This window comes from Neobacillus sp. D3-1R (genome assembly GCF_052180215.1).
Taxonomy (GTDB): Bacteria; Bacillota; Bacilli; order Bacillales; family Cytobacillaceae; genus Pseudoneobacillus.
This window is the reverse complement of the sequence record NZ_CP197471.1, coordinates 93,267-115,150: the sequence shown is the minus strand read 5'-3', so window position 1 is coordinate 115,150 and position 21,884 is coordinate 93,267. Positions and strand designations below refer to the sequence as shown.

Here is a 21,884-nt window from a genome sequence, read left to right as displayed (position 1 = left end):
GTGGTTTATCAACCGATTTTCGGGTTTTATCAACCGCTTTTAAGGATTTATCAACCGAGAATCGAGTTTTATCAACCGGCTAAGAACGTCTGACTCATTTTTTAAAAGAGATATCTGATGCTTTTCATGTTTTATCTGACTAATTTGATGTTTTATCTGACTCTTTTAGCGTTTTATCTGACTAATTTAGCAATATTACTAACTTTGTCACAATTGAGCCCGACGACTTCAATTATTTTTAAAAAAGGGGCTGGCGGTGCCAACCCATTTAGCATTTTTGAAAAGCTTGTAAACTTTCCGGATAAATCTCTGTTGGGTACTTCCCTGTAAAGCAGGCTAGACAGGACCCGCGTGTTTCGCCTTCTTCCTGGCGGCCAATGGCTTCCACCATTCCTTCTACCGATAAAAAGGTAAGGGAATCGGCTTCAATTAATTGGCGAATTTCTTCAACCGAGTGATTCGAGGCAATTAACTCCTCGCGTGTAGAAGTGTCGATTCCATAGAAACAAGGATTTTGAATCGGAGGTGAACTGATGACCACATGAACTTCCGTTGCGCCTGCTTCCTTCAACATCCTCACAATTCTCTTACTCGTTGTACCGCGTACAATCGAATCATCCACCATAATCACTCTTTTACCTTCCACAACTCCGCGAACAGGCGACAGCTTCATTTTGACACCTTGTTCCCGCAATGATTGAGAAGGCTGGATAAAGGTTCTGCCCACATAACGATTTTTGATTAAGCCCATTTCATATGGAATACCTGACGCTTCTGCATAGCCGATCGCTGCGGAGATACTGGAATCGGGCACACCGGTCACCACATCTGCTTCGATTGGCGCTTCCATTGCCAGACGCTTACCTAAATTTTTACGGGCTGTATGAACGTTGACGCCGTGAATATTACTATCTGGTCTTGAAAAATAAACATATTCCATCGTGCACATTGCTTTTGTTGTGTTATAAGAGTACATTTCGGAACGGATCCCTTCATCGTCAATGATGACGAGTTCGCCCGGAAGTACGTCTCGTTCAAATTCCGCTCCGACAATATCAAGAGCACAAGTTTCAGATGCCAACACATAGGCATCTCCTAATCTACCGATCGACAAAGGACGTAATCCATGCGGATCTAAGGCCACCATGAGCTCCGTTTCCGTCATGATTAAAAAAGCATACGCTCCTTTTAACATCGTTAATGCATTTTTGACACGGTCCTTCATTAAAGAAAAGCCGCTGCGCTTAATTAAGTGTGCTAATACTTCGGTGTCAGAGCTCGTTTGAAAAATACTGCCTTGCGTCTCTAGTTGGTGCTTTAAAGCAGTAGCATTGACTAGGTTTCCGTTATGAGCAAGTGCTAAACTTCCGCTTTGGGAGTGAAAAAGAAGAGGCTGAACATTTTCGTAGCCGCCTCCACCAGCCGTGGCATAACGAACATGGCCAATGGCAGCCTTCCCCTTGATATCTTTCATTGCATCGGAAGTAAAAACTTCCGTTACAAGCCCTTCCCCTTTTAGCCCCCTAAGGATCTCACCATCTGTGACAACCATGCCAGCACCTTCTTGACCGCGATGCTGAAGGCTATGCAAACCATAATAGGTGATTTCAGCTGCATTAGGATGACCCCAAATGCCGAAAACGCCACACTCTTCGTTTAATCCTTTTATTTCAGCAAGCATGGGATTGCTCCTCTCCAAGCCTTTTCCAGCTCAGCAACTTGAGACAAAATCAGTGTTTCATTGCCACTAGCAATTTTTAAAAGAGAAGAATCGGTTACTTCACCAATCAGCTTCGCTTCCACGATACTTTCAAACTGTTCTTTGTCTTCTTTTTTAATAGAAAGTAAGAAACGCGATTGAGTTTCACTAAATAATGCAGAAACAAGATTGCCGCTAACTTGAACTTCAGCACCTAGGTCTCCTGTTCCAAATAAGCTTTCAGCTACCGCTACTGCCAAACCACCTTCCGCTAAATCGTGAGCCGATTGAACTAACCCATGGCGAATAGCTTTTAATACCTGTTGACCGCGTGCTTGCTCTAGTTCCACATTCAACTCAGGAGCCTTTCCAAAAATGCGGCCATAGGTAAGCTTCTGCAGCTCACTGCCACCGAATTCATCCTTTGTTTCCCCAACTAAATAAAGAAGGTCACCCGCTTGTTTAAATTTCTGAGTGGTCACATGGTCAAGATCTTCTACTAATCCAACCATTCCAACTACAGGAGTTGGGTAAACCGCTGTACCATTTGTTTCGTTATATAAAGAAACGTTTCCGCCAATTACAGGTGTTTGTAACACTCGGCAAGCCTCACTCATGCCATCAACCGCTTTTTCAAACTGCCAGAAGATTTCCGGTTTTTCCGGATTGCCAAAATTTAAGCAGTCTGTGATGGCTAACGGTTCTGCACCTGAACAAATAATATTTCTTGCTGCTTCAGCGACAGCAATTTTTCCGCCTGTTTCAGGATCTAAATATAGGTAGCGTGAATTACAATCTGTTGTCATCGCCAACGCTTTGCGCGTTCCCCGAATTCTTACTACCGCTGCATCTGAACCAGGAGATACAACTGTATTTGTGCGGACCATATGATCGTATTGTTCGTAAACCCATTCTTTACTTGCAATCGTTGGCTGTTGTAAAAGTGCCAAAAGGGTTTCTTTATAATCATCAATGGATGGAATATCATTCTCCATTGCTTGGAATTCTTCAAAATAAGCTGGTACGGAGGAAGGCTTATGATAAACTGGAGCCTCTTCCGCTAACGCATCCGCCGGAACATTGGCAACGACTTCACCTTTATGAAGCAAACGAAGCATTTTATCGTCCGTTACTTTTCCAACCGCTACCGCTTCTAATCCATACTTTGAAAATAGGTCAACGATTTCTTGTTCACGGCCCTTTTTCACGACGATTAGCATACGCTCTTGTGATTCAGAAAGCATCATTTCATAGGCTGTCATCCCTGTTTCACGTTGAGGTACTAAATCTAGGTTCATTTCGATTCCGGAGCCTGCTTTACTTGCCATTTCTGCGGAAGAACTCGTTAAGCCTGCAGCCCCCATATCTTGAATTCCTACTAAGGCATCTGATTTCACTAACTCTAAACATGCTTCGAGTAAAAGCTTTTCCATAAAAGGATCGCCTACTTGAACCGCTGGACGGTTTTCATCCGAAGCATCGGTTAACTCTTCAGAAGCAAAAGTAGCTCCATGAATACCGTCTCGGCCCGTTTTGGCTCCAACATACATGACGGTATTGCCTACACCGTGTGCTTGACCTTTTTTAATATCTTCATGGTTAATTAAGCCGACACACATGGCATTTACAAGTGGATTTCCTTCATAGGAAGAATCAAATTGAACTTCGCCGCCAACGGTTGGGATTCCGATACAATTTCCGTAGCCTGCGATCCCTGCAACCACTTCTTCAAATAAATACTTCACTCGAGGAGAGGTTAACTCACCGAAACGAAGCGAGTTTAATAGAGCGATCGGTCTTGCTCCCATTGAAAATACATCGCGTATGATTCCACCAACACCTGTTGCTGCCCCTTGGTAAGGCTCAATCGCAGATGGGTGATTATGGCTTTCGATTTTAAAAACAACGGCCTGACCATCACCAATATCCACAATACCAGCACCCTCACCAGGACCTTGTAAAACTCGTTCACCTGATGTAGGGAATCTTCTTAATACCGGTTTTGAATTTTTGTAGCTGCAATGCTCCGACCACATAACCGAGAACAATCCAGTTTCCGTAAAGTTCGGAAGTCTTCCGAGAACCTTTTCAATCATCGCAAATTCTTCATCTGAAATACCCATTTCGCGGTATAGTTTATCGTTTTTAATCTGTTCCACAGTTGGCTCAAGCTTTAACGACATTTGATTCCCTCCAGCTTCTTACGATTGATTGAAAAAGTTTCAGACCGTCTGCGCCGCCTAAAAGAGAATCCACTGCTCTTTCAGGATGTGGCATCATGCCAAGGACATTTCCTTTTTCGTTCGTGATTCCTGCAATATTGGCCATACTTCCGTTCGGATTTTCTCCTTCATAAGTAAAAACAATTTGATGATTATTTTTTAAAGATTGTAGAGTTTGTTCATCACAATAGTAGTTTCCTTCTCCATGAGCGATAGGAACAGTGATCACTTCATCTTGCCCATAATCGCTAGAAAACATCGTTTGGTTGTTTTCTACTTTTAAGCTCACAGGCTTGCAGATGAACTTCAAGCTTTCATTACGTCGCATGGCTCCAGGCAATAATCCAGCCTCTAGTAAAATTTGAAAGCCATTGCACACGCCTAGGATTGGTTTCCCTGCTTCAGCTGCTTTTACGATTTCTTTCATGACATTGCTAAAACGAGCGATGGCTCCACAGCGAAGGTAGTCACCATACGAAAAGCCCCCTGGTAATAGAATCGCATCAAATCCTTCTAAGCTGTCTTGATCATGCCACACATATTCCACTTCTTCTCCAAGCTCATCCTTGATGGCATGAAACATATCGACATCACAGTTGGAGCCAGGAAAAACAATCACCGCGAATTTCACTGTGCAACACACTCCTCGATTTCATATCGGTAATCTTCAATAACCGTGTTGGCCAGTAATTTTTCACAAGCTTCCTTTACAACGACTTCCACTGGTCTATCTGATTTTTCAACTGTAAGCTCCATATACTTCCCGATGCGAACCTCTTCAATTTCAGAGAAATTTAAAGAATGAAGAGAGTTTTTCACTGCTACTCCCTGTGGATCTAGTACACTTTCACGTAAGGTTACATAAACTTTTACTTTATACATGTAAGGCTCCCCCTAATTTGGCTAAGATTTTTTCATAAGCTTCTGTCAATGACCCTAAATTACGTCGAAATACATCTTTATCTAGTTTCTCGTTCGTATTTGCATCCCATAGACGGCAAGTATCTGGGGAAATTTCATCTGCAAGTAATATCTGACCATTCTCATCGATTCCAAACTCTAGCTTAAAATCGACTAAAAGGATGTCTAGTTCTTCGAAAAGTTCCGTTAACACGTTATTTACTAGCAGCGCTTTTTGCTTTAAGGTCTCCAGTTGTTCCTTGGTCGCTAGCTGCAGTTCGAAAATATGATCCTCTGTGAAAAGTGGGTCGCCTAAATCGTCATTTTTGTAATAGAATTCCACTATGGTTTGGCGAAGTTTTTGTCCTTCCGGTAAACCAGTTCTTTTAGATAAGCTGCCAGCTGCTACATTACGGACAACGGTTTCTAATGGGATAATTTGAACCTTCTTCACTAATTGCTCCGTCGCAGAAAGCTTTTTAATAAAGTGAGATTCGATCCCTTGCTCTTGAAGCTTTGAAAATATCAAACTAGTAATCTCGTTATTTAAACGACCTTTACCAGTAATTTCAGCTTTTTTTTCACCGTTGAATGCTGTGGCAGAATCTTTGTATTCAACCCAAACGATTGACTCATCATCTGTAGCATAAATTCTTTTAGCCTTACCTTCATAAAGTAACTGTCCTTTTTCCACGTCTTACGCCTCCTAAAAATGTTAGGTTTCTTGCACCAGGGAAAGGTTTAATATATGAATATTAGGAATCTTCAGTCTTAGAGTGTTTAGAAGGGGGCCTTCCCCCCTCCTTTTTCGATACGGTTGAGCGTCAGTTCTTTAGCGAACCGCCGTTTCTATAGACCAAGTCGTTCGAAAATGGTGTCAACGTGTTGTAAGTGGTATTTGTAATCGAAGCAATCCGCAATTTCTTCAGAAGTTAGTTGAGAAGTAATCGTTGCATCTGCTTCAATTAGACTGCGGAAAGGCACTTGTTTTTCCCATGCTTCCATAGCTCTTGGTTGTACGGTGTCATACGCTTCTTCTCTTGAAAAACCTTTATCAATTAAAGCTAAAAGGACTCTTTGAGAATAAATAAGGCCTAAGGTGCGGTCCATATTTCTTTTCATATTTTCAGGGAATACGGTTAAATTCTTAACGATATTTCCAAAACGATTTAACATATAGTTCAACGCAATAGTGGCATCTGGTAGGATAATTCGCTCTGCTGATGAATGTGAAATATCTCTTTCATGCCATAGAGGAACATTTTCATAAGCAGTCATCATATAACCGCGGATGACTCGCGCCATACCAGTCATATTTTCAGAACCGATTGGATTACGCTTGTGCGGCATTGCTGAAGAGCCTTTTTGACCTTTCGCAAAAAATTCCTCTACCTCGCGGGTTTCACTCTTTTGAAGACCGCGAACTTCAACCGCAATTTTTTCAATAGAAGTCGCAATTAATGCTAACGTTGACATGTATTGGGCATGACGGTCCCTTTGTAAGGTTTGAGTTGAAATAGGTGCTGCTTCAAGACCAAGTTTTTCACATACATACTGTTCCACAAACGGATCGATATTGGCATAAGTTCCAACCGCACCAGAGATTTTCCCTACTTCAATCATCGTTGCTGCTTGATTAAAGCGAACCAAATTACGTTTCATTTCCTCATACCATAAAGCAAGCTTCAGTCCGAAAGTAGTAGGTTCCGCATGCACGCCGTGTGTTCTACCCATCATCACGGTGTATTTATGTTCTTTCGCCTTCTCTTTTAAAATCTCAATAAAGTTTTCAATGTCTTTTCGTAGGATCACATTTGCCTGCTTAATCACATAAGAAAGAGCTGTATCAACCACATCGGTTGAAGTTAATCCATAGTGAACCCACTTCTTTTCTTCTCCAAGTGTTTCGGATACGGCACGTGTAAACGCGACAACATCATGTCTTGTTTCTTCTTCAATTTCTTTAATCCGGTTAATATCAAAACTTGCATTCTCACGAAGCCTTGCCACATCTTCCTTTGGAATTTCTCCAAGCTCTGCCCAAGCTTCACAAGCTAAAATCTCCACTTCAAGCCATGCCTGAAAGCGATTTTCCTCCGTCCAAATCAAACCCATCTCCGGGCGTGTATAACGATCAATCATCCTCATATCCTCCGATCATACTTAACTTACCTATCCCACTTTATCACATTAACGTACCGGGGGTCAGACCCCCGGGGCTTTAAAGCGTTAGTGTGTAAGGGTTGGGGTTGTTGTTTTCCAGATGCTGCTTTTTTGTATTTCTGTGAGGGTGCACTCCATATCATCTGTTAAGATGTTGATGTGGCCCATTTTTCGTTTGAATTTCGCTTCTTTCTTGCCATATAGATGAATCTTCCAATCGTGATTCATTCCAGGTATTTCGGCTAAAACATTTTCGATATGCTCCCCTAATAGATTGACCATAATCGCTGGTTTTAATAGCTTAGTGCTTCCTAATGGCCACTGACAGATTGCTCTTATATGCTGTTCAAACTGAGAAGTTTCGCATGATTCAATCGTATAATGCCCCGAATTATGCGGGCGAGGAGCAAGTTCATTGATATAAATCACACCATCACTTGTCACGAACATTTCAACGGCAAGTGTTCCTACTAGCCCAAGATGGTCCGCAATTTGTTTTGCCTTTCTAACGGCATCCTCTTGGATGGCTAACGAAATTCTCGCCGGCGCAATCGTGGTATGGAGTATATTTTCTTGATGAATATTTTCAGCAACCGGAAAAATCGTTGTTTCCCCATCCAATTTACGATTCACAATGACCGATATTTCTTTTTCAAACGGAACCCATTTTTCTAAAACGCATTCTCCGCGCTGGAATAGCGAATCAGCTTTTACTAGATCATTCTTCTCTTTCATCACTAGCTGACCTTTACCGTCATAACCGCCTCTTGCCGTTTTCAACACAGCAGGATAGCCAATCAACTCTATTTTGGAAGAAAGCTCTTCTACACTAGTAACTACTTCATATGGAGCAACCTCCACACCAGCACCAAGGATAGCAGCCTTCTCCTTTATTCTGTCCTGGGTGATAGTTAAAAGCTTTGGCCCTTGTGGAACATAAGCCAATTCACATAACCAAGCTAATGTTTCAGCATCGATATTTTCAAATTCATAAGTAATTACATCACTTATTTCTGCTAATTCACTTATGGCTGTTCGATCATCGTATGCTCCTATGATTTCAACATCTGCTACTTGACCACAAGGAGAATCTTCTGTCGGTTCTAGTACAGCAATTCGAAATCCCATTGCTTTCGCCGCAATAGCCATCATTCTTCCGAGCTGTCCTCCACCAATAATTCCTATCGTTGCTCCCGGTAAAATGGTTTTGTTAAACAAGTTCATCACTACTTTCAAGGACTTCGGCTCTGATGGCCTCTCTTTTTGCTTCTAATTTATTTGCTAAACCGTTATCTACAGTGGCTAAAATTTGTGCAGCAAGTAAGCCTGCATTCGTCGCTCCCGATGCCCCAATCGCCACCGTTGCAACCGGAACCCCGCCTGGCATTTGAGCAATCGATAATAAGGAATCCAAACCATTTAATGCTTTTGACTGAACAGGAACGCCAATGACCGGTAAGGTCGTTTTAGCCGCTACCATTCCAGGAAGATGGGCTGCTCCACCTGCTCCAGCAATAATGACTTTTAAACCGCTACCTCTTGCTTCTTCCGCATATGTAAACATTAAATCAGGTGTACGATGTGCAGATACCACTTGTTTTTCATAAGGAATATTAAACTCCTCCAACACTTCACAAGCGTATCTCATGGTTTCCCAATCCGATTTACTTCCCATAATGACTCCGACTAGATTTGGCATTTATCTGTCCTCCTATTGGTCAAACAAATAAGAAAAGCGTAAGCGCCTTGGTTAGCCCCGACAAGCAAATGTTCTCTCGCGTAAGAAGTCTGTACTTTGACTTCTTACGCGAGAGGTTATTTGACCTCGAGGGGCTAGGCGCTGGAGCTAGACAATTTTCGAATTCCCAAAAAATTATACTTTCTTATCAAATTAAAAACCCGAACAAATAGCCTCTCCAAAAGAGAAAGCCATTTGTTCGGGCATCAAATCACGCTTTTAGTCGCCAAAAAAACTAGGGGTTCCCCTACATTTTTAGCAAACCGAACATATAGACTTTCCCTCATAGTCCAATTATTTACGGTAATTGGGTAGAAACTTATGGGCCATATTCCCATGGATATACGAGGGTAAGATTACGATACAATTAGAAAAAGAAAACCTTTTTCCTTCAACATCTATATCATACCAACCATTACCTTTTACTGTCAACCAAAAAATCGAACGATAATTTTTAAAAATGAACTAATGTTCGTGTTTTACTCGATTAATTTCGCTTCAAAGATAATTTGTCTTCCAACTGGTACATAATCGGTTTCACTGCCTTTTTTCACTTCTTGAAAAATAGGCTTTTCCGTTCTACGTACTGGCATATAACCGGCCTTCTTGATCCGATCTAAACATTCCTCAATCGTTTCATTTTCTTGTACTTCAAATTGCATCTTCTTTTTACTCATCTTAAAAAATCTCCCTCTTTTTTCCCTGCTTTAGATTTATTACTAAGATAATAGCACAACTTAACACATATGGAGGTGAACAAGATGCCAAGAGGAAAAGAGCTTGAACAATTACCAATGGCCAACAATATGGCTCCTGGTGTAGGAGAGGATCCAAGCCCAATGGATCGTGAGGCTTTAACAGGAATCCTTGGGGGCGATTATCCACACCCTAATAATGTAAAAAAAGAAACGAAACGTTAAGCCGGAGAAGTCATCTCCGGTTTTTTAACTTCTTTCGCTTAATAGCTCTGCTTCCACTTGTTTCACTAGCATCGTATCTTCAGCCAGCTTAATTCCATAATCATACAAGGTTTGAGCAATGATTCTTCTCGCCTCTTTCCCCGCATCCCAATAATCATCATCATTGACAAGCCCGGTAATCGTGTATTCAATGCCTCGAAAGGATGCGTTGATAGAAGTCATTCCATACACCTGAAATGGTTCAATGGGACCATTTTCTCCATCTAATTTTAAACAGTCCCATTTGGTTTCATTTATTTTTTCACAAGCTTCCTCTAATATTTTAAAAATGATTTCCGGATTCTCGCGATAACTGATAACCATCCTTTCAATTACCCTCATTCGATTGATATTATAATTATGGATTTGTTTTATTTCCCCATTGCTAATCGTTAATAGCCTCCCGCTCCATTCCCGTACCTTTAAATAACGAAGGCCGATATCTTCAACCGTTCCATTAAACGTATTATTAATCATAATAAAATCGCCTTTATGAAGCTGCTTTTCATAAATTAAAAAGATTCCAGCCAGTATATCCTTGATCAAGCTCTGGGCTCCAAACCCAACTACGACCCCAACAACCCCTGCCCCTGCTAAAACTCTTCCAAAATGCTCGACATATTGGGAAATGGCAAAAAAGATAATACTTAACGTCGCGGTATATTTTGTTAAGGAATGGACCATGCTCGCGATGGTTTGCTCTTTCCTTTCCTCAATAAAATGGGTCCGTTTGAAAAAATTTTGAACCAGTTTATTGATGATAATAACCGCCAACCAAGCAATCATGATCGCAATAAAAATACTAGTAAGTTTATACTTGTGAAGGTAATCTATCCAATCCATTTCAACACCTACTTTGAATCCATTCATAGGTTATTGTTTGCAAACTTCATAAAAATAACAATTGTTGGCAAAATTATTATTATCGGATATAATACAGAGAAAAGTGGATGAAGCTTGCTTATGCGAACTCCCACCCAAACTAAACAAACCAAAATCGATGAAAAAGAGAGTAATTATCTGTTCGTCCTAGCGAGTCAGGAATGGTGAGAGCCTGATACTAAAACAGTTAATGAACCGCACTTTTGAGATGCTTTTCTGAATGGAGTAGGAAAGGCCGGGGCAAAGCCTCGTTAACGTGAAGCTGGTTTCCCTTTATGGGAACAATTAGAGTGGTACCGCGGGATATTTGAACTCTCGTCTCTTTTATTAGAGACGAGAGTTTTTTATTTGTCTGTCAAAAAAATGAAGGAGGTTTATTTTATGAACTATGTAGGATCTTTCGCAGATGCGCTATACGAAATTCTACAGCCAGAGATAGATAAAGCAACCATCGAACAATTAATCGAAAAGCCAAAGATTGCTGATTTCGGCGATTATGCTTTTCCTTGCTTTCAGCTTGCAAAAATTAGAAAGCAAGCCCCTCCACTTATCGCGAAACAAATCAGTGATTCCATTACCTCCCCACTGATACAAAAAGCAGAGGCTGTCGGCGGTTATGTAAATGTTTTTTTGAATAAACAAATGGTTACACAACATGTCCTAGAGGCTGTCTTATCACAAAAACAAAATTATGGTTCTTTATCCATTGGAGAAAACAAGGTTGTCACCATTGATATGTCCTCACCCAATATTGCAAAGCCATTTTCGATGGGGCATCTCCGTTCCACTGTAATCGGGAATGCACTGGCGTTAATTTTTCAAAAATGCGGCTATCAGACAGTCAAAATTAATCATCTAGGTGATTGGGGAACTCAGTTCGGAAAATTAATTACAGCCTATAAAAAGTGGGGTAATGAGGAAAGTGTAAAGAAGGAACCGATTAAGGAACTCCTTTCACTATATGTAAAATTTCATGACGAAGCAGAAAAGGACCACACTCTTGAGGAAGACGGTCGTGCTTGGTTTAAAAAATTAGAGGACGGCCACGATGAGGCACTATCCCTGTGGCGTTGGTTCCGTGACGAATCCTTAAAGGAATTCTCAAAGATCTATGAATTGCTTAAAGTAGACTTCGATTCTTATAATGGTGAAGCTTTTTATAATGACAAAATGGGAATGGTCGTTGAAATGCTGGAGGAAAATGGGCTTTTAGTCGAATCGGACCAGGCTCAGGTCGTTCCATTGGAGGAACAAAACCTACCTCCTTGCTTAATTAAAAAATCAGATGGTGCTACTCTTTACGCAACCCGTGATTTAGCAGCAGCATTTTATCGCAAAAATAACTATCAGTTTGATCAAGCGCTATACGTTGTAGGAAATGAGCAAAGCCTGCATTTTAATCAATTAAAAGCTGTTTTAGCAAAAATGGACTTTGAGTGGTCTGATACTCTTCACCATATTCCTTTTGGAATGATGCTGAAAGACGGTAAAAAAATGTCTACGAGAAAAGGTAAGGTTATTTTACTAGAAGAAGTACTAACGGAGTCTATTTCTTTAGCAATGAAAAATATAGAAGCCAAAAATCCATCCTTAACCAATAAGGAAGAAGTTTCGAAGCAGGTTGGTGTAGGCGCTGTTATTTTTCATGACTTGAAGAACTTCCGAATGAATGACATCGAATTTTCGCTTGAGGATATGCTGCGTTTTGAGGGTGAGACTGGACCATATATTCAATACACAAACGCTCGTGCCAACTCCCTTTTAAGAAAAGGAAATTGGAACGAAACTGGTACCATATCCATTCATTTTGAGGGCAAAGCTCATTGGGAAATCATTTCCCTCCTAAGAGATTTTTCGGAAGTGATCTCAAACTCTATGAAAAAATTTGACCCTTCCCAAATCGCTAAGTACGCAATTGACCTTTCACGTGCCTTTAATCAGTATTATGGAGAAGTGAGAATTTTAGAAGAAAATGAGGAACTTCAAGCACGATTAGCTCTCGTTTCTGCTGTTACGATTGTGCTACAGGAGTCATTGCGACTACTGGGGCTGGATGCACCAAATGAGATGTAAAAATAAGAAATGCGGAAGCGCCTTGATTAGCCCCGACAAGCAAATGTTCTCTAGCCTAAGAAGTATGAACTTGACTTCTTAGGCTAGAGGTTATTTGACCTCGAGGGGCTAGGCGCTGGAGCTAGACAATTTTCGAAGTCCCAAAAGGTTATACTTTCTCACCTTATAAAGAAGGCTATGTGAAGTTTTCCTTTTCACATAGCCTTCTTTTTTAGAAAAATACTACATAGATCACTAATGCTAATACAATACGGTAAATCGCAAAAGGTACAAGCTTAACTTTATTAATCAGCTTTAAGAAGAAACGAATCGAAATTAAGGCAAATACAAAGGCACTTATAAATCCTGCAATGAAAAATGGCAGGGCATCCGACGTAAAGTATTGCCAGTTTTTAAGTAACGAAATTAAGCTTGCTCCTGCCATAATTGGAACGGCCATAATAAAGGTAAAATCTGCAGCTGCACGGTGACTTAAGCCAATAAGAACCCCACCAGATATCGTTGAACCTGAACGGGAGAACCCTGGCCACAATGATAAACACTGAATTAATCCGACTGTAAATGCTTGTTTATACGTGATTTGGTCAACCGTATCTATTACTGGCTGCGTTCTTTTACCGGCAAAATAATCAGCAAAAATCATAAAAACTGCACCAATGACTAATCCAATTAAGACTGTATAAGTTGAAAATAAGTATTCATCAATATAATCTTCAAAAAGAACTCCTAATACACCTGCTGGAATTAATCCAACAATGACTTGCGTTAACTTTAGACGTCCTTGGGGTTGGCCAGCTTCTTGTTTTACTTTCTTTAAACCAAACATTTCTAAGAAACGGTTAAAAAATACAATCACAACCGCCAATATAGAACCAAGCTGAATAACCACTTTAAAGGTATTTGCCACATATTTGGAACCTAACATGTCTACTGTTTTTAACCACATATCATCCACAATAATCATATGACCAGTAGAAGAAACTGGGGCGAATTCTGTGAGTCCCTCTACAAATCCAAGAATAATTGCTTTTAAAAGCATTAAAAAATCCATTATACAAACTCCTTATTTACTTTATTAAGTACAAATTTCTTTTTTAAAAACACCGATTCTTTAATAATAAATGCTTTTCCATAATAAATAAAGTTAAATTAGCTCACTGTAATAAACATGTAAATAGAGTATCTAATACAGGGAAATATAAAAGTAAAATAATCACTGTAAGGGGCATTTTATGAAAAAATACCTTTTGATTCTACTATTTGTCTTTCTCATTCCTTCTTTTGCTTCTGCGGAAAGAAATCAGTCTATAAAAGCAACTTTTATTAGAGGAGATGACTTATGGTTAAAAATAAATCAAACGGAAGTAAAATTGACTAATAAAGAGTATATAAGATATCCAAAATGGTCCTCAAATGGAAACTTGGTAGCCTATATCAAAGGAACAAAAAGTGACTTTCCACTCTTTAATGGTGAGCTTTGGATATACATTCTTAATACGAACAAACATATAAAGCTAAATTCAAATGTAAACAATGAGTATCAATGGTCTCCTCACGGGAATTCAATCGGGTTCATGGTTGAAAAAACATTATATCTATATCAAACTGATTCGAATAAATCTTTTAAAGTAGCAACTAATATTGAAAACTTTTCGTGGCTGCCAGATGGAAGTGGCTTTTTAACATCTTCAAAAGAAAGCACTCAACTTCATTCAGATCTTAAATTATCGATTGTTAAATGGAGTGTTGACCAAAATAAGCCCAAAATAAAACCCTTTTATACGATACCTGTTGACCAACATGAATACTTTGTATCTACGAGTCCATTTAAATGGTCCCCTGATAGGAAATGGATAAGTTTTTTATTGATCCCTACCGCCTCTTTATCTGCAGACGGCAACACACTATGTATTCTTTCAAGTGACGGAAAAACCTTTCAAAGAGTATCTGAGATGTTAAATGATATGAAATGGATGGAGTGGTCACCTTCACGTCAGGTATTAGGTTACATAAATGGAGTTGGAAGAGAAGCAACATCCAATAAACACCTAAAGCTACTGGGCGTTCCTTCATTCACGAAAACAAATCTTACACCAAAAGGTTTTGTAGATCGTGATCTAGTCTGGATGGGTAATCAAGTTCTATACGTTTCTCGTTCTAAAGAAAGCAGTTGGGTTCCTTTGGATAAAAGACCGTTACCTAGTTTATACATCGTGAATCTGAAAGCAAATAAACAGAAAAGAATTACATTTTCTTCTAAACATGAAGGTGATTTTAGACCACAAATCTGGAGCGACAAACTATTTTGGGTACGAACAGATAGAAAAATGTCTAATGTATTAATGTCATCCATTTCTCCTATCAGAGAAAATATATGGATTCAAAATATTGATACTCCAAAGCCATACTATGAAAAATGGAACTGGGATGAAGTTTTTAGTGTGTTTGGTACAGTTCAATAATCTCACTTATTCCAATCCATATTTATGGATTGGTTTTTATTATCCAAATTGTTCCATGATTGATATAATGAAAATATTATTTCTTCTGGGAGCTTATAAAATGAATCTATCAACATCATCTCCCCATCAGCTTGTACAGTTCAATGAATATGATATTCCTGGATTGATAGAGCTTTCGGCTTCTGTTGGTTGGGATTATGATCGATATGAAATTCAAACTGTCATGTCTTGTGGGAAAATTTTTGGCCATAAAAATGAAAAAGGTAAAGTTATTTCGAGTGCAGCCATTATGGAATACGGAAAAAGTTTTGCATCCATCGGAATGGTCATTGTCCATGATCTGTACAGAGGTTTAGGATTAGGGAGAATGGCCACGCAAAAATGTTTAGACTCTGTCTCTAGTCAAACTATTACGATGTTGATTGCTACTGAGGCTGGAAAACCAATGTATGAAAAAATGGGTTTTCAAACGACTGACAGCATACATAAATTTCTTTGTGACCACTATATTCCTAATCATACTAATAATGAAGTTCAACACATTCACCCGATGACAGTGGAGGATTATTCGAAGGTTTTTGAGTTAGACCAAAAGGCATTTGGGGAAAATAGACAACAATTTTTAGTTAATAGAATGGCACAAGCACAAGAAGCACTTATTCTAAAAAATGAAGATAACCAGATTATTGGGTATGGACTATCTATAAAAGGACCTGTTCATCTAGTCCTTGGGCCTATCGTAGCCCCTAACCCTCACATGGCATTTTCTTTAATAGATTGTCTAGCAAAAAATCATCTTGGACCCTTAAGAATCGATATTCCATCTGGAAATGAAAGTTTAATAGAGATTATTGAGAGAAGTGGCTTTATCAAAGCAAGCAACCCTCCCATTATGATTATTAATGGAAAGGAATTACCACCACGTAATAAAACACTTTTTGCGATCGCAGCCCAAATATTTGGCTAAGCTCTATTTAGGGAGGTTTAATATGGCAAAGGAATTTAGAGAATTCTTTGAGCGCTACAAAGAGATTTGGAAAAGCTCATCAATCAACGAGTTGAAAGAAATGATTTCGAAAGACTATCAAGCAAGAGAAATAACGGGTAATGATATTGTGGATTTTGGATATGAAGAATCTATTTCCGGTTGGGAGCAAGCCTTTACCTATTTTAAAAATCAAAGTAGTGAATGGGTTTTGAGTGAGATTTCAACTATTCCACTAAAAGAAGATGAAGTCATGGTTATACTTGCTGCATCTCTCATTATAGAAGGAAAACAATTAGAAACTTCCAACTTGTTTTTTCAAACCTTTAAAAAGGAAGACAATTCTAATTGGCATTTAGTTAGAAGTTATATCGAAGCTGGGGTTCGAACAGAAAAACTTAATAAACTATCATTTAGCTGGGCCAACTGAGAAAATTCGGTTGGTTTTTCCTTTGTTATTAAATGTTTTAGAGGAAATCTTTTAATTGTTTTTGCTAACAGATACATATATCTGACTAAATTTAGAATTTATCTGACTCTTTTACGCATATATCTGACTCTTTTGGAATTATATCTAACCAAAATTGGATTATTACTAACTTTGTCACAATATTACCAAAACATAGGAGCTATCAAAGCCTATAAAACACAAAAAAACAACCTTTTTAGGTTGTTCTTAATCGCCTGGCGACGTCCTACTCTCACAGGAGGAATCCTCCAACTACCATCGGCGCTGAGAAGCTTAACTTCCGTGTTCGGTATGGGAACGGGTGTGACCTTCTCGCCATCGCCACCAGACTATATTTTGTTGAGGTAAACTCTTTTCACTTACGTGAAAAAGTCTTGTTCCCTCAAAACTAGATAATGTATTAGAAGAAGTAAAAACAAGTTTGCCTTATTTGGATATCCAAATGTTTTGGTTAAGTCCTCGAACGATTAGTATCAGTCAGCTCCACACGTCACCGCGCTTCCACCTCTGACCTATCAACCTGATCATCTTTCAGGGTTCTTACTAGCTTACGCTATGGGAAATCTCATCTTGAGGGGGGCTTCATGCTTAGATGCTTTCAGCACTTATCCCGTCCGCACATAGCTACCCAGCGATGCCTTTGGCAAGACAACTGGTACACCAGTGGTGCGTCCATCCCGGTCCTCTCGTACTAAGGACAGCTCCTCTCAAATTTCCTACGCCCACGACGGATAGGGACCGAACTGTCTCACGACGTTCTGAACCCAGCTCGCGTACCGCTTTAATGGGCGAACAGCCCAACCCTTGGGACCGACTACAGCCCCAGGATGCGATGAGCCGACATCGAGGTGCCAAACCTCCCCGTCGATGTGGACTCTTGGGGGAGATAAGCCTGTTATCCCCGGGGTAGCTTTTATCCGTTGAGCGATGGCCCTTCCATGCGGAACCACCGGATCACTAAGCCCGACTTTCGTCCCTGCTCGACTTGTAGGTCTCGCAGTCAAGCTCCCTTGTGCCTTTACACTCTACGAATGATTTCCAACCATTCTGAGGGAACCTTTGGGCGCCTCCGTTACTCTTTAGGAGGCGACCGCCCCAGTCAAACTGCCCACCTGACACTGTCTCCCACCCCGATAGAGGGGTGCGGGTTAGAATTTCAATACAGCCAGGGTAGTATCCCACCGACGCCTCCACCGAAGCTGGCGCTCCGGCTTCTCAGGCTCCTACCTATCCTGTACAAGCTGTACCAAAATTCAATATCAGGCTACAGTAAAGCTCCACGGGGTCTTTCCGTCCTGTCGCGGGTAACCTGCATCTTCACAGGTACTATAATTTCACCGAGTCTCTCGTTGAGACAGTGCCCAGATCGTTACGCCTTTCGTGCGGGTCGGAACTTACCCGACAAGGAATTTCGCTACCTTAGGACCGTTATAGTTACGGCCGCCGTTTACTGGGGCTTCGATTCAGAGCTTCGCTTGCGCTAACCCCTCCTCTTAACCTTCCAGCACCGGGCAGGCGTCAGCCCCTATACTTCGCCTTACGGCTTCGCAGAGACCTGTGTTTTTGCTAAACAGTCGCCTGGGCCTATTCACTGCGGCTTTTCGAGGCTATTCACCCCAAAAAGCACCCCTTCTCCCGAAGTTACGGGGTCATTTTGCCGAGTTCCTTAACGAGAGTTCTCTCGCACACCTTAGGATTCTCTCCTCGCCTACCTGTGTCGGTTTGCGGTACGGGCACCTTTTATCTCGCTAGAGGCTTTTCTTGGCAGCGTGGAATCAGGAACTTCGGTACTATATTTCCCTCGCTATCACAGCTCAGCCTTCACGGTAACGGGATTTGCCTCGTTACCAGCCTAACTGCTTAGACGCACATATCCAACAGTGCGCTTACCCTATCCTTCTGCGTCCCCCCATTGCTCAAACGATAAAGAGGTGGTACAGGAATATCAACCTGTTATCCATCGCCTACGCCTTTCGGCCTCGGCTTAGGTCCCGACTAACCCTGAGCGGACGAGCCTTCCTCAGGAAACCTTAGGCATACGGTGGATGGGATTCTCACCCATCTTTCGCTACTCATACCGGCATTCTCACTTCTAAGCGCTCCACCAGTCCTTACGGTCTAGCTTCAACGCCCTTAGAACGCTCTCCTACCACTGACACCATACGGTGTCAATCCACAGCTTCGGTGTTACGTTTAGCCCCGGTACATTTTCGGCGCAGAGTCACTCGACCAGTGAGCTATTACGCACTCTTTAAATGGTGGCTGCTTCTAAGCCAACATCCTGGTTGTCTAAGCAACTCCACATCCTTTTCCACTTAACGTAAACTTTGGGACCTTAGCTGGTGGTCTGGGCTGTTTCCCTTTTGACTACGGATCTTATCACTCGCAGTCTGACTCCCACGGATAAGTCTTTGGCATTCGGAGTTTGTCTGAATTCGGTAACCCGATGAGGGCCCCTAGTCCAAACAGTGCTCTACCTCCAAGACTCTTACTACGTGAGGCTAGCCCTAAAGCTATTTCGGAGAGAACCAGCTATCTCCAAGTTCGATTGGAATTTCTCCGCTACCCACACCTCATCCCCGCACTTTTCAACGTGCGTGGGTTCGGGCCTCCATCCAGTGTTACCTGGACTTCACCCTGGACATGGGTAGATCACCTGGTTTCGGGTCTACGACCACATACTCATTCGCCCTATTCAGACTCGCTTTCGCTGCGGCTCCGTCTTATCAACTTAACCTTGCATGTAATCGTAACTCGCCGGTTCATTCTACAAAAGGCACGCTATCACCCATTAACGGGCTCTAACTACTTGTAGGCACACGGTTTCAGGATCTTTTTCACTCCCCTTCCGGGGTGCTTTTCACCTTTCCCTCACGGTACTGGTTCACTATCGGTCACTAGGGAGTATTTAGCCTTGGGAGATGGTCCTCCCTGCTTCCGACCGGATTTCTCGTGTCCGGCCGTACTCAGGATCCACTCAGGAGGGAACGAAGTTTCGACTACAGGGTTTTTACCTTCTCTGACCGATCTTTCCAGATCTGTTCATCTACCCCGTTCCTTTGTAACTCCATGTTGAGTGTCCTACAACCCCAAGAGGCAAGCCTCTTGGTTTGGGCTATGTCCCGTTTCGCTCGCCGCTACTCAGGGAATCGCGTTTGCTTTCTCTTCCTCCGGGTACTTAGATGTTTCAGTTCCCCGGGTATGCCATCAGTACCCTATGTATTCAGGTAAAGATACTACTCCATTACGAGCAGTGGGTTTCCCCATTCGGAAATCTCCGGATCAAAGCTTACTTACAGCTCCCCGGAGCATATCGGCGTTAGTCCCGTCCTTCATCGGCTCCTAGTGCCAAGGCATCCACCGTGCGCCCTTATTAACTTAACCTAAAGGTTAATTCTCTTACTATAAAATAAGAGAGAAACTAAAATGGCAATTACTCGGTTTTTACTTGGTTTCTTCTATACGATTATCTAGTTTTCAAGGAACAAGTAGTAGTAGCTACCTAAATAGCTACCGAGAGATTGCTCTCTCAAAACTAAACACCAAACAATTAACACCAAAGATTTAAATGTTTTTTTGTGACCAATGGTCACTTATATTCCTTAGAAAGGAGGTGATCCAGCCGCACCTTCCGATACGGCTACCTTGTTACGACTTCACCCCAATCATCTGTCCCACCTTAGGCGGCTGGCTCCTTATGGTTACCCCACCGACTTCGGGTGTTACAAACTCTCGTGGTGTGACGGGCGGTGTGTACAAGGCCCGGGAACGTATTCACCGCGGCATGCTGATCCGCGATTACTAGCGATTCCAGCTTCATGCAGGCGAGTTGCAGCCTGCAATCCGAACTGAGAATGGTTTTATGGGATTCGCTTAACCTCGCGGTCTTGCAGCCCTTTGTACCATCCATTGTAGCACGTGTGTAGCCCAGGTCATAAGGGGCATGATGATTTGACGTCATCCCCACCTTCCTCCGGTTTGTCACCGGCAGTCACCTTAGAGTGCCCAACTAAATGCTGGCAACTAAGATCAAGGGTTGCGCTCGTTGCGGGACTTAACCCAACATCTCACGACACGAGCTGACGACAACCATGCACCACCTGTCACTCTGTCCCCCGAAGGGGAAAGCCCTATCTCTAGGGTTGTCAGAGGATGTCAAGACCTGGTAAGGTTCTTCGCGTTGCTTCGAATTAAACCACATGCTCCACCGCTTGTGCGGGCCCCCGTCAATTCCTTTGAGTTTCAGTCTTGCGACCGTACTCCCCAGGCGGAGTGCTTAATGCGTTAGCTGCAGCACTAAAGGGCGGAAACCCTCTAACACTTAGCACTCATCGTTTACGGCGTGGACTACCAGGGTATCTAATCCTGTTTGCTCCCCACGCTTTCGCGCCTCAGCGTCAGTTACAGACCAGAAAGTCGCCTTCGCCACTGGTGTTCCTCCACATCTCTACGCATTTCACCGCTACACGTGGAATTCCACTTTCCTCTTCTGTACTCAAGTCCCCCAGTTTCCAATGACCCTCCACGGTTGAGCCGTGGGCTTTCACATCAGACTTAAAGGACCGCCTGCGCGCGCTTTACGCCCAATAATTCCGGACAACGCTTGCCACCTACGTATTACCGCGGCTGCTGGCACGTAGTTAGCCGTGGCTTTCTGGTTAGGTACCGTCAAGGTACCGGCAGTTACTCCGGTACTTGTTCTTCCCTAACAACAGAACTTTACGACCCGAAGGCCTTCATCGTTCACGCGGCGTTGCTCCGTCAGACTTTCGTCCATTGCGGAAGATTCCCTACTGCTGCCTCCCGTAGGAGTCTGGGCCGTGTCTCAGTCCCAGTGTGGCCGATCACCCTCTCAGGTCGGCTACGCATCGTCGCCTTGGTGAGCCGTTACCTCACCAACTAGCTAATGCGCCGCGGGCCCATCTGTAAGTGACAGCCGAAACCGTCTTTCAGCTTTCCCTCATGAGAGAGAAAGGATTATCCGGTATTAGCTCCGGTTTCCCGAAGTTATCCCAGTCTTACAGGCAGGTTGCCCACGTGTTACTCACCCGTCCGCCGCTAACCTTCAGGAGCAAGCTCCTAAAGATTCGCTCGACTTGCATGTATTAGGCACGCCGCCAGCGTTCGTCCTGAGCCAGGATCAAACTCTCCAATAAAGTGTTTGATATAGCTCATAAAGTTTACTCTGGCTTTTTTTAAAAGCTTCTATAATAGAAGTCTTACCTTTGTTAATGTTTGGTTGTTTAGTTTTCAAAGAACAATTTAATGAGACAACTTTTATATCATATCATTTTATTACGTTCACGTCAACAACTTTTTAATAGTTTAATAG

The 21,884-nt window shown here is 42.0% G+C and carries 16 protein-coding genes, 3 rRNA genes, 1 riboswitch and 1 other annotated feature; of the genes, 5 read left to right on the top strand and 14 right to left on the bottom strand.

What is annotated here, in order from left to right; genetic code table 11:
* Positions 1-268 precede the first annotated feature (268 nt).
* The 9 genes from purF to ACSBPO_RS00540 form a co-directional block, all read right to left on the bottom strand.
* Positions 269-1,681: an amidophosphoribosyltransferase gene (gene purF, locus ACSBPO_RS00580; RefSeq protein WP_442597735.1), complete on the bottom strand. Its 1,413-nt coding sequence runs from the start codon at positions 1,679-1,681 to the stop codon at positions 269-271.
* Complete coding sequence (purL, locus tag ACSBPO_RS00575; protein WP_442597733.1) at positions 1,666-3,882, bottom strand: phosphoribosylformylglycinamidine synthase subunit PurL; 2,217 nt, start codon at positions 3,880-3,882, stop codon at positions 1,666-1,668. Before purL ends, purF begins: the two co-directional genes overlap by 16 nt.
* Complete coding sequence (gene purQ, locus ACSBPO_RS00570; RefSeq protein WP_442597731.1) at positions 3,866-4,552, bottom strand: phosphoribosylformylglycinamidine synthase subunit PurQ; 687 nt, start codon at positions 4,550-4,552, stop codon at positions 3,866-3,868. Before purQ ends, purL begins: the two co-directional genes overlap by 17 nt.
* Positions 4,549-4,803, bottom strand: coding sequence for a phosphoribosylformylglycinamidine synthase subunit PurS (gene purS / locus ACSBPO_RS00565; protein WP_442597729.1), 255 nt, complete (start codon positions 4,801-4,803; stop codon positions 4,549-4,551). The genes purQ and purS overlap by 4 nt, the downstream gene beginning before the upstream one ends.
* Complete coding sequence (gene purC, locus ACSBPO_RS00560) at positions 4,796-5,515, bottom strand: phosphoribosylaminoimidazolesuccinocarboxamide synthase (protein WP_442597727.1); 720 nt, start codon at positions 5,513-5,515, stop codon at positions 4,796-4,798. Before purC ends, purS begins: the two co-directional genes overlap by 8 nt.
* 155 nt (positions 5,516-5,670) lie before the next feature.
* Entirely contained in the window at positions 5,671-6,963 is a 1,293-nt protein-coding gene (gene purB, locus ACSBPO_RS00555) for an adenylosuccinate lyase (protein WP_442597725.1), read from the bottom strand.
* Between the two features lie 87 nt (positions 6,964-7,050).
* Entirely contained in the window at positions 7,051-8,208 is a 1,158-nt protein-coding gene (purK, locus tag ACSBPO_RS00550; RefSeq protein ID WP_442600277.1) for a 5-(carboxyamino)imidazole ribonucleotide synthase, read from the bottom strand.
* Positions 8,195-8,683 (bottom strand): 5-(carboxyamino)imidazole ribonucleotide mutase, encoded by a 489-nt coding sequence (gene purE / locus ACSBPO_RS00545; RefSeq protein WP_442597723.1) that lies wholly within the window; start codon positions 8,681-8,683, stop codon positions 8,195-8,197. Before purE ends, purK begins: the two co-directional genes overlap by 14 nt.
* Before the next feature lie 305 nt (positions 8,684-8,988).
* A riboswitch (purine riboswitch) is annotated at positions 8,989-9,090 on the bottom strand.
* Positions 9,091-9,201: 111 nt separating this feature from the next.
* A complete protein-coding gene (locus ACSBPO_RS00540) occupies positions 9,202-9,399 on the bottom strand; it encodes an NETI motif-containing protein (RefSeq protein ID WP_442597721.1) in 198 nt (65 codons plus the stop codon).
* An 84-nt stretch (positions 9,400-9,483) separates the two neighbouring features.
* Between ACSBPO_RS00540 and ACSBPO_RS00535 the strand changes: the two genes are divergently transcribed.
* On the top strand, positions 9,484-9,642 hold the full coding sequence (locus tag ACSBPO_RS00535) for a hypothetical protein (protein WP_442597719.1): 159 nt from the start codon (positions 9,484-9,486) through the stop codon (positions 9,640-9,642).
* Positions 9,643-9,666: 24 nt separating this feature from the next.
* On the opposite strand, the gene ACSBPO_RS00530 is transcribed toward ACSBPO_RS00535, so the two are convergent.
* The gene (locus tag ACSBPO_RS00530) at positions 9,667-10,524 is read right to left on the bottom strand and encodes a mechanosensitive ion channel family protein (RefSeq protein WP_442597717.1); all 858 of its coding nucleotides are present in this window, start codon (positions 10,522-10,524) and stop codon (positions 9,667-9,669) included.
* Positions 10,525-10,672: 148 nt separating this feature from the next.
* Positions 10,673-10,889 (top strand) — a binding site (T-box leader).
* Between the two features lie 55 nt (positions 10,890-10,944).
* Here ACSBPO_RS00530 and argS point away from each other — a divergent pair.
* The gene (argS, locus tag ACSBPO_RS00525; protein WP_442597715.1) at positions 10,945-12,636 is read left to right on the top strand and encodes an arginine--tRNA ligase; all 1,692 of its coding nucleotides are present in this window, start codon (positions 10,945-10,947) and stop codon (positions 12,634-12,636) included.
* 211 nt (positions 12,637-12,847) lie between these two features.
* On the opposite strand, the gene ACSBPO_RS00520 is transcribed toward argS, so the two are convergent.
* Positions 12,848-13,687, bottom strand: a complete 840-nt coding sequence (locus tag ACSBPO_RS00520) for an undecaprenyl-diphosphate phosphatase (protein ID WP_442597713.1) — start codon at positions 13,685-13,687, stop codon at positions 12,848-12,850.
* A 181-nt stretch (positions 13,688-13,868) separates the two neighbouring features.
* Here ACSBPO_RS00520 and ACSBPO_RS00515 point away from each other — a divergent pair, with 181 nt between their 5' ends.
* The 3 genes from ACSBPO_RS00515 to ACSBPO_RS00505 all read left to right on the top strand — a co-directional run bounded on the left by ACSBPO_RS00515 (position 13,869) and on the right by ACSBPO_RS00505 (position 16,513).
* Entirely contained in the window at positions 13,869-15,098 is a 1,230-nt protein-coding gene (locus tag ACSBPO_RS00515) for a translocation protein TolB (protein WP_442597711.1), read from the top strand.
* Between the two features lie 100 nt (positions 15,099-15,198).
* A complete protein-coding gene (locus ACSBPO_RS00510) occupies positions 15,199-16,065 on the top strand; it encodes a GNAT family N-acetyltransferase (protein ID WP_442597709.1) in 867 nt (288 codons plus the stop codon).
* A 22-nt stretch (positions 16,066-16,087) separates the two neighbouring features.
* Complete coding sequence (locus ACSBPO_RS00505; RefSeq protein WP_442597707.1) at positions 16,088-16,513, top strand: flavoprotein; 426 nt, start codon at positions 16,088-16,090, stop codon at positions 16,511-16,513.
* A 252-nt stretch (positions 16,514-16,765) separates the two neighbouring features.
* Here the strand turns inward: ACSBPO_RS00505 and rrf are convergent.
* The 3 genes from rrf to ACSBPO_RS00490 form a co-directional block, all read right to left on the bottom strand.
* A 5S ribosomal RNA gene (gene rrf, locus ACSBPO_RS00500) occupies positions 16,766-16,881 on the bottom strand.
* Between the two features lie 118 nt (positions 16,882-16,999).
* Positions 17,000-19,936: ribosomal RNA gene (locus ACSBPO_RS00495) — 23S ribosomal RNA — on the bottom strand.
* 222 nt (positions 19,937-20,158) lie between these two features.
* Positions 20,159-21,708 (bottom strand): 16S ribosomal RNA (locus ACSBPO_RS00490).
* The 16S, 23S and 5S rRNA genes sit together here, the layout of an rRNA operon.
* Positions 21,709-21,884: the final 176 nt, after the last annotated feature.

Excerpts from the sequence above, each read along its gene's own strand:
- ACSBPO_RS00530 (WP_442597717.1), bottom strand. The coding sequence starts at position 10,524 with ATGGATTGGATAGATTACCTTCACAAGTATAAACTTACTAGTATTTTT.
- ACSBPO_RS00515 (WP_442597711.1), top strand. The coding sequence starts at position 13,869 with ATGAAAAAATACCTTTTGATTCTACTATTTGTCTTTCTCATTCCTTCT.
- ACSBPO_RS00505 (WP_442597707.1), top strand. The coding sequence starts at position 16,088 with ATGGCAAAGGAATTTAGAGAATTCTTTGAGCGCTACAAAGAGATTTGG.
- ACSBPO_RS00535 (WP_442597719.1), top strand. The coding sequence starts at position 9,484 with ATGCCAAGAGGAAAAGAGCTTGAACAATTACCAATGGCCAACAATATG.
- purK (WP_442600277.1), bottom strand. The coding sequence starts at position 8,208 with ATGAACTTGTTTAACAAAACCATTTTACCGGGAGCAACGATAGGAATT.
- purL (WP_442597733.1), bottom strand. The coding sequence starts at position 3,882 with ATGTCGTTAAAGCTTGAGCCAACTGTGGAACAGATTAAAAACGATAAA.
- argS (WP_442597715.1), top strand. The coding sequence starts at position 10,945 with ATGAACTATGTAGGATCTTTCGCAGATGCGCTATACGAAATTCTACAG.
- purF (WP_442597735.1), bottom strand. The coding sequence starts at position 1,681 with ATGCTTGCTGAAATAAAAGGATTAAACGAAGAGTGTGGCGTTTTCGGC.
- ACSBPO_RS00520 (WP_442597713.1), bottom strand. The coding sequence starts at position 13,687 with ATGGATTTTTTAATGCTTTTAAAAGCAATTATTCTTGGATTTGTAGAG.
- purS (WP_442597729.1), bottom strand. The coding sequence starts at position 4,803 with ATGTATAAAGTAAAAGTTTATGTAACCTTACGTGAAAGTGTACTAGAT.
- ACSBPO_RS00510 (WP_442597709.1), top strand. The coding sequence starts at position 15,199 with ATGAATCTATCAACATCATCTCCCCATCAGCTTGTACAGTTCAATGAA.
- ACSBPO_RS00540 (WP_442597721.1), bottom strand. The coding sequence starts at position 9,399 with ATGAGTAAAAAGAAGATGCAATTTGAAGTACAAGAAAATGAAACGATT.
- purE (WP_442597723.1), bottom strand. The coding sequence starts at position 8,683 with ATGCCAAATCTAGTCGGAGTCATTATGGGAAGTAAATCGGATTGGGAA.
- purB (WP_442597725.1), bottom strand. The coding sequence starts at position 6,963 with ATGATTGATCGTTATACACGCCCGGAGATGGGTTTGATTTGGACGGAG.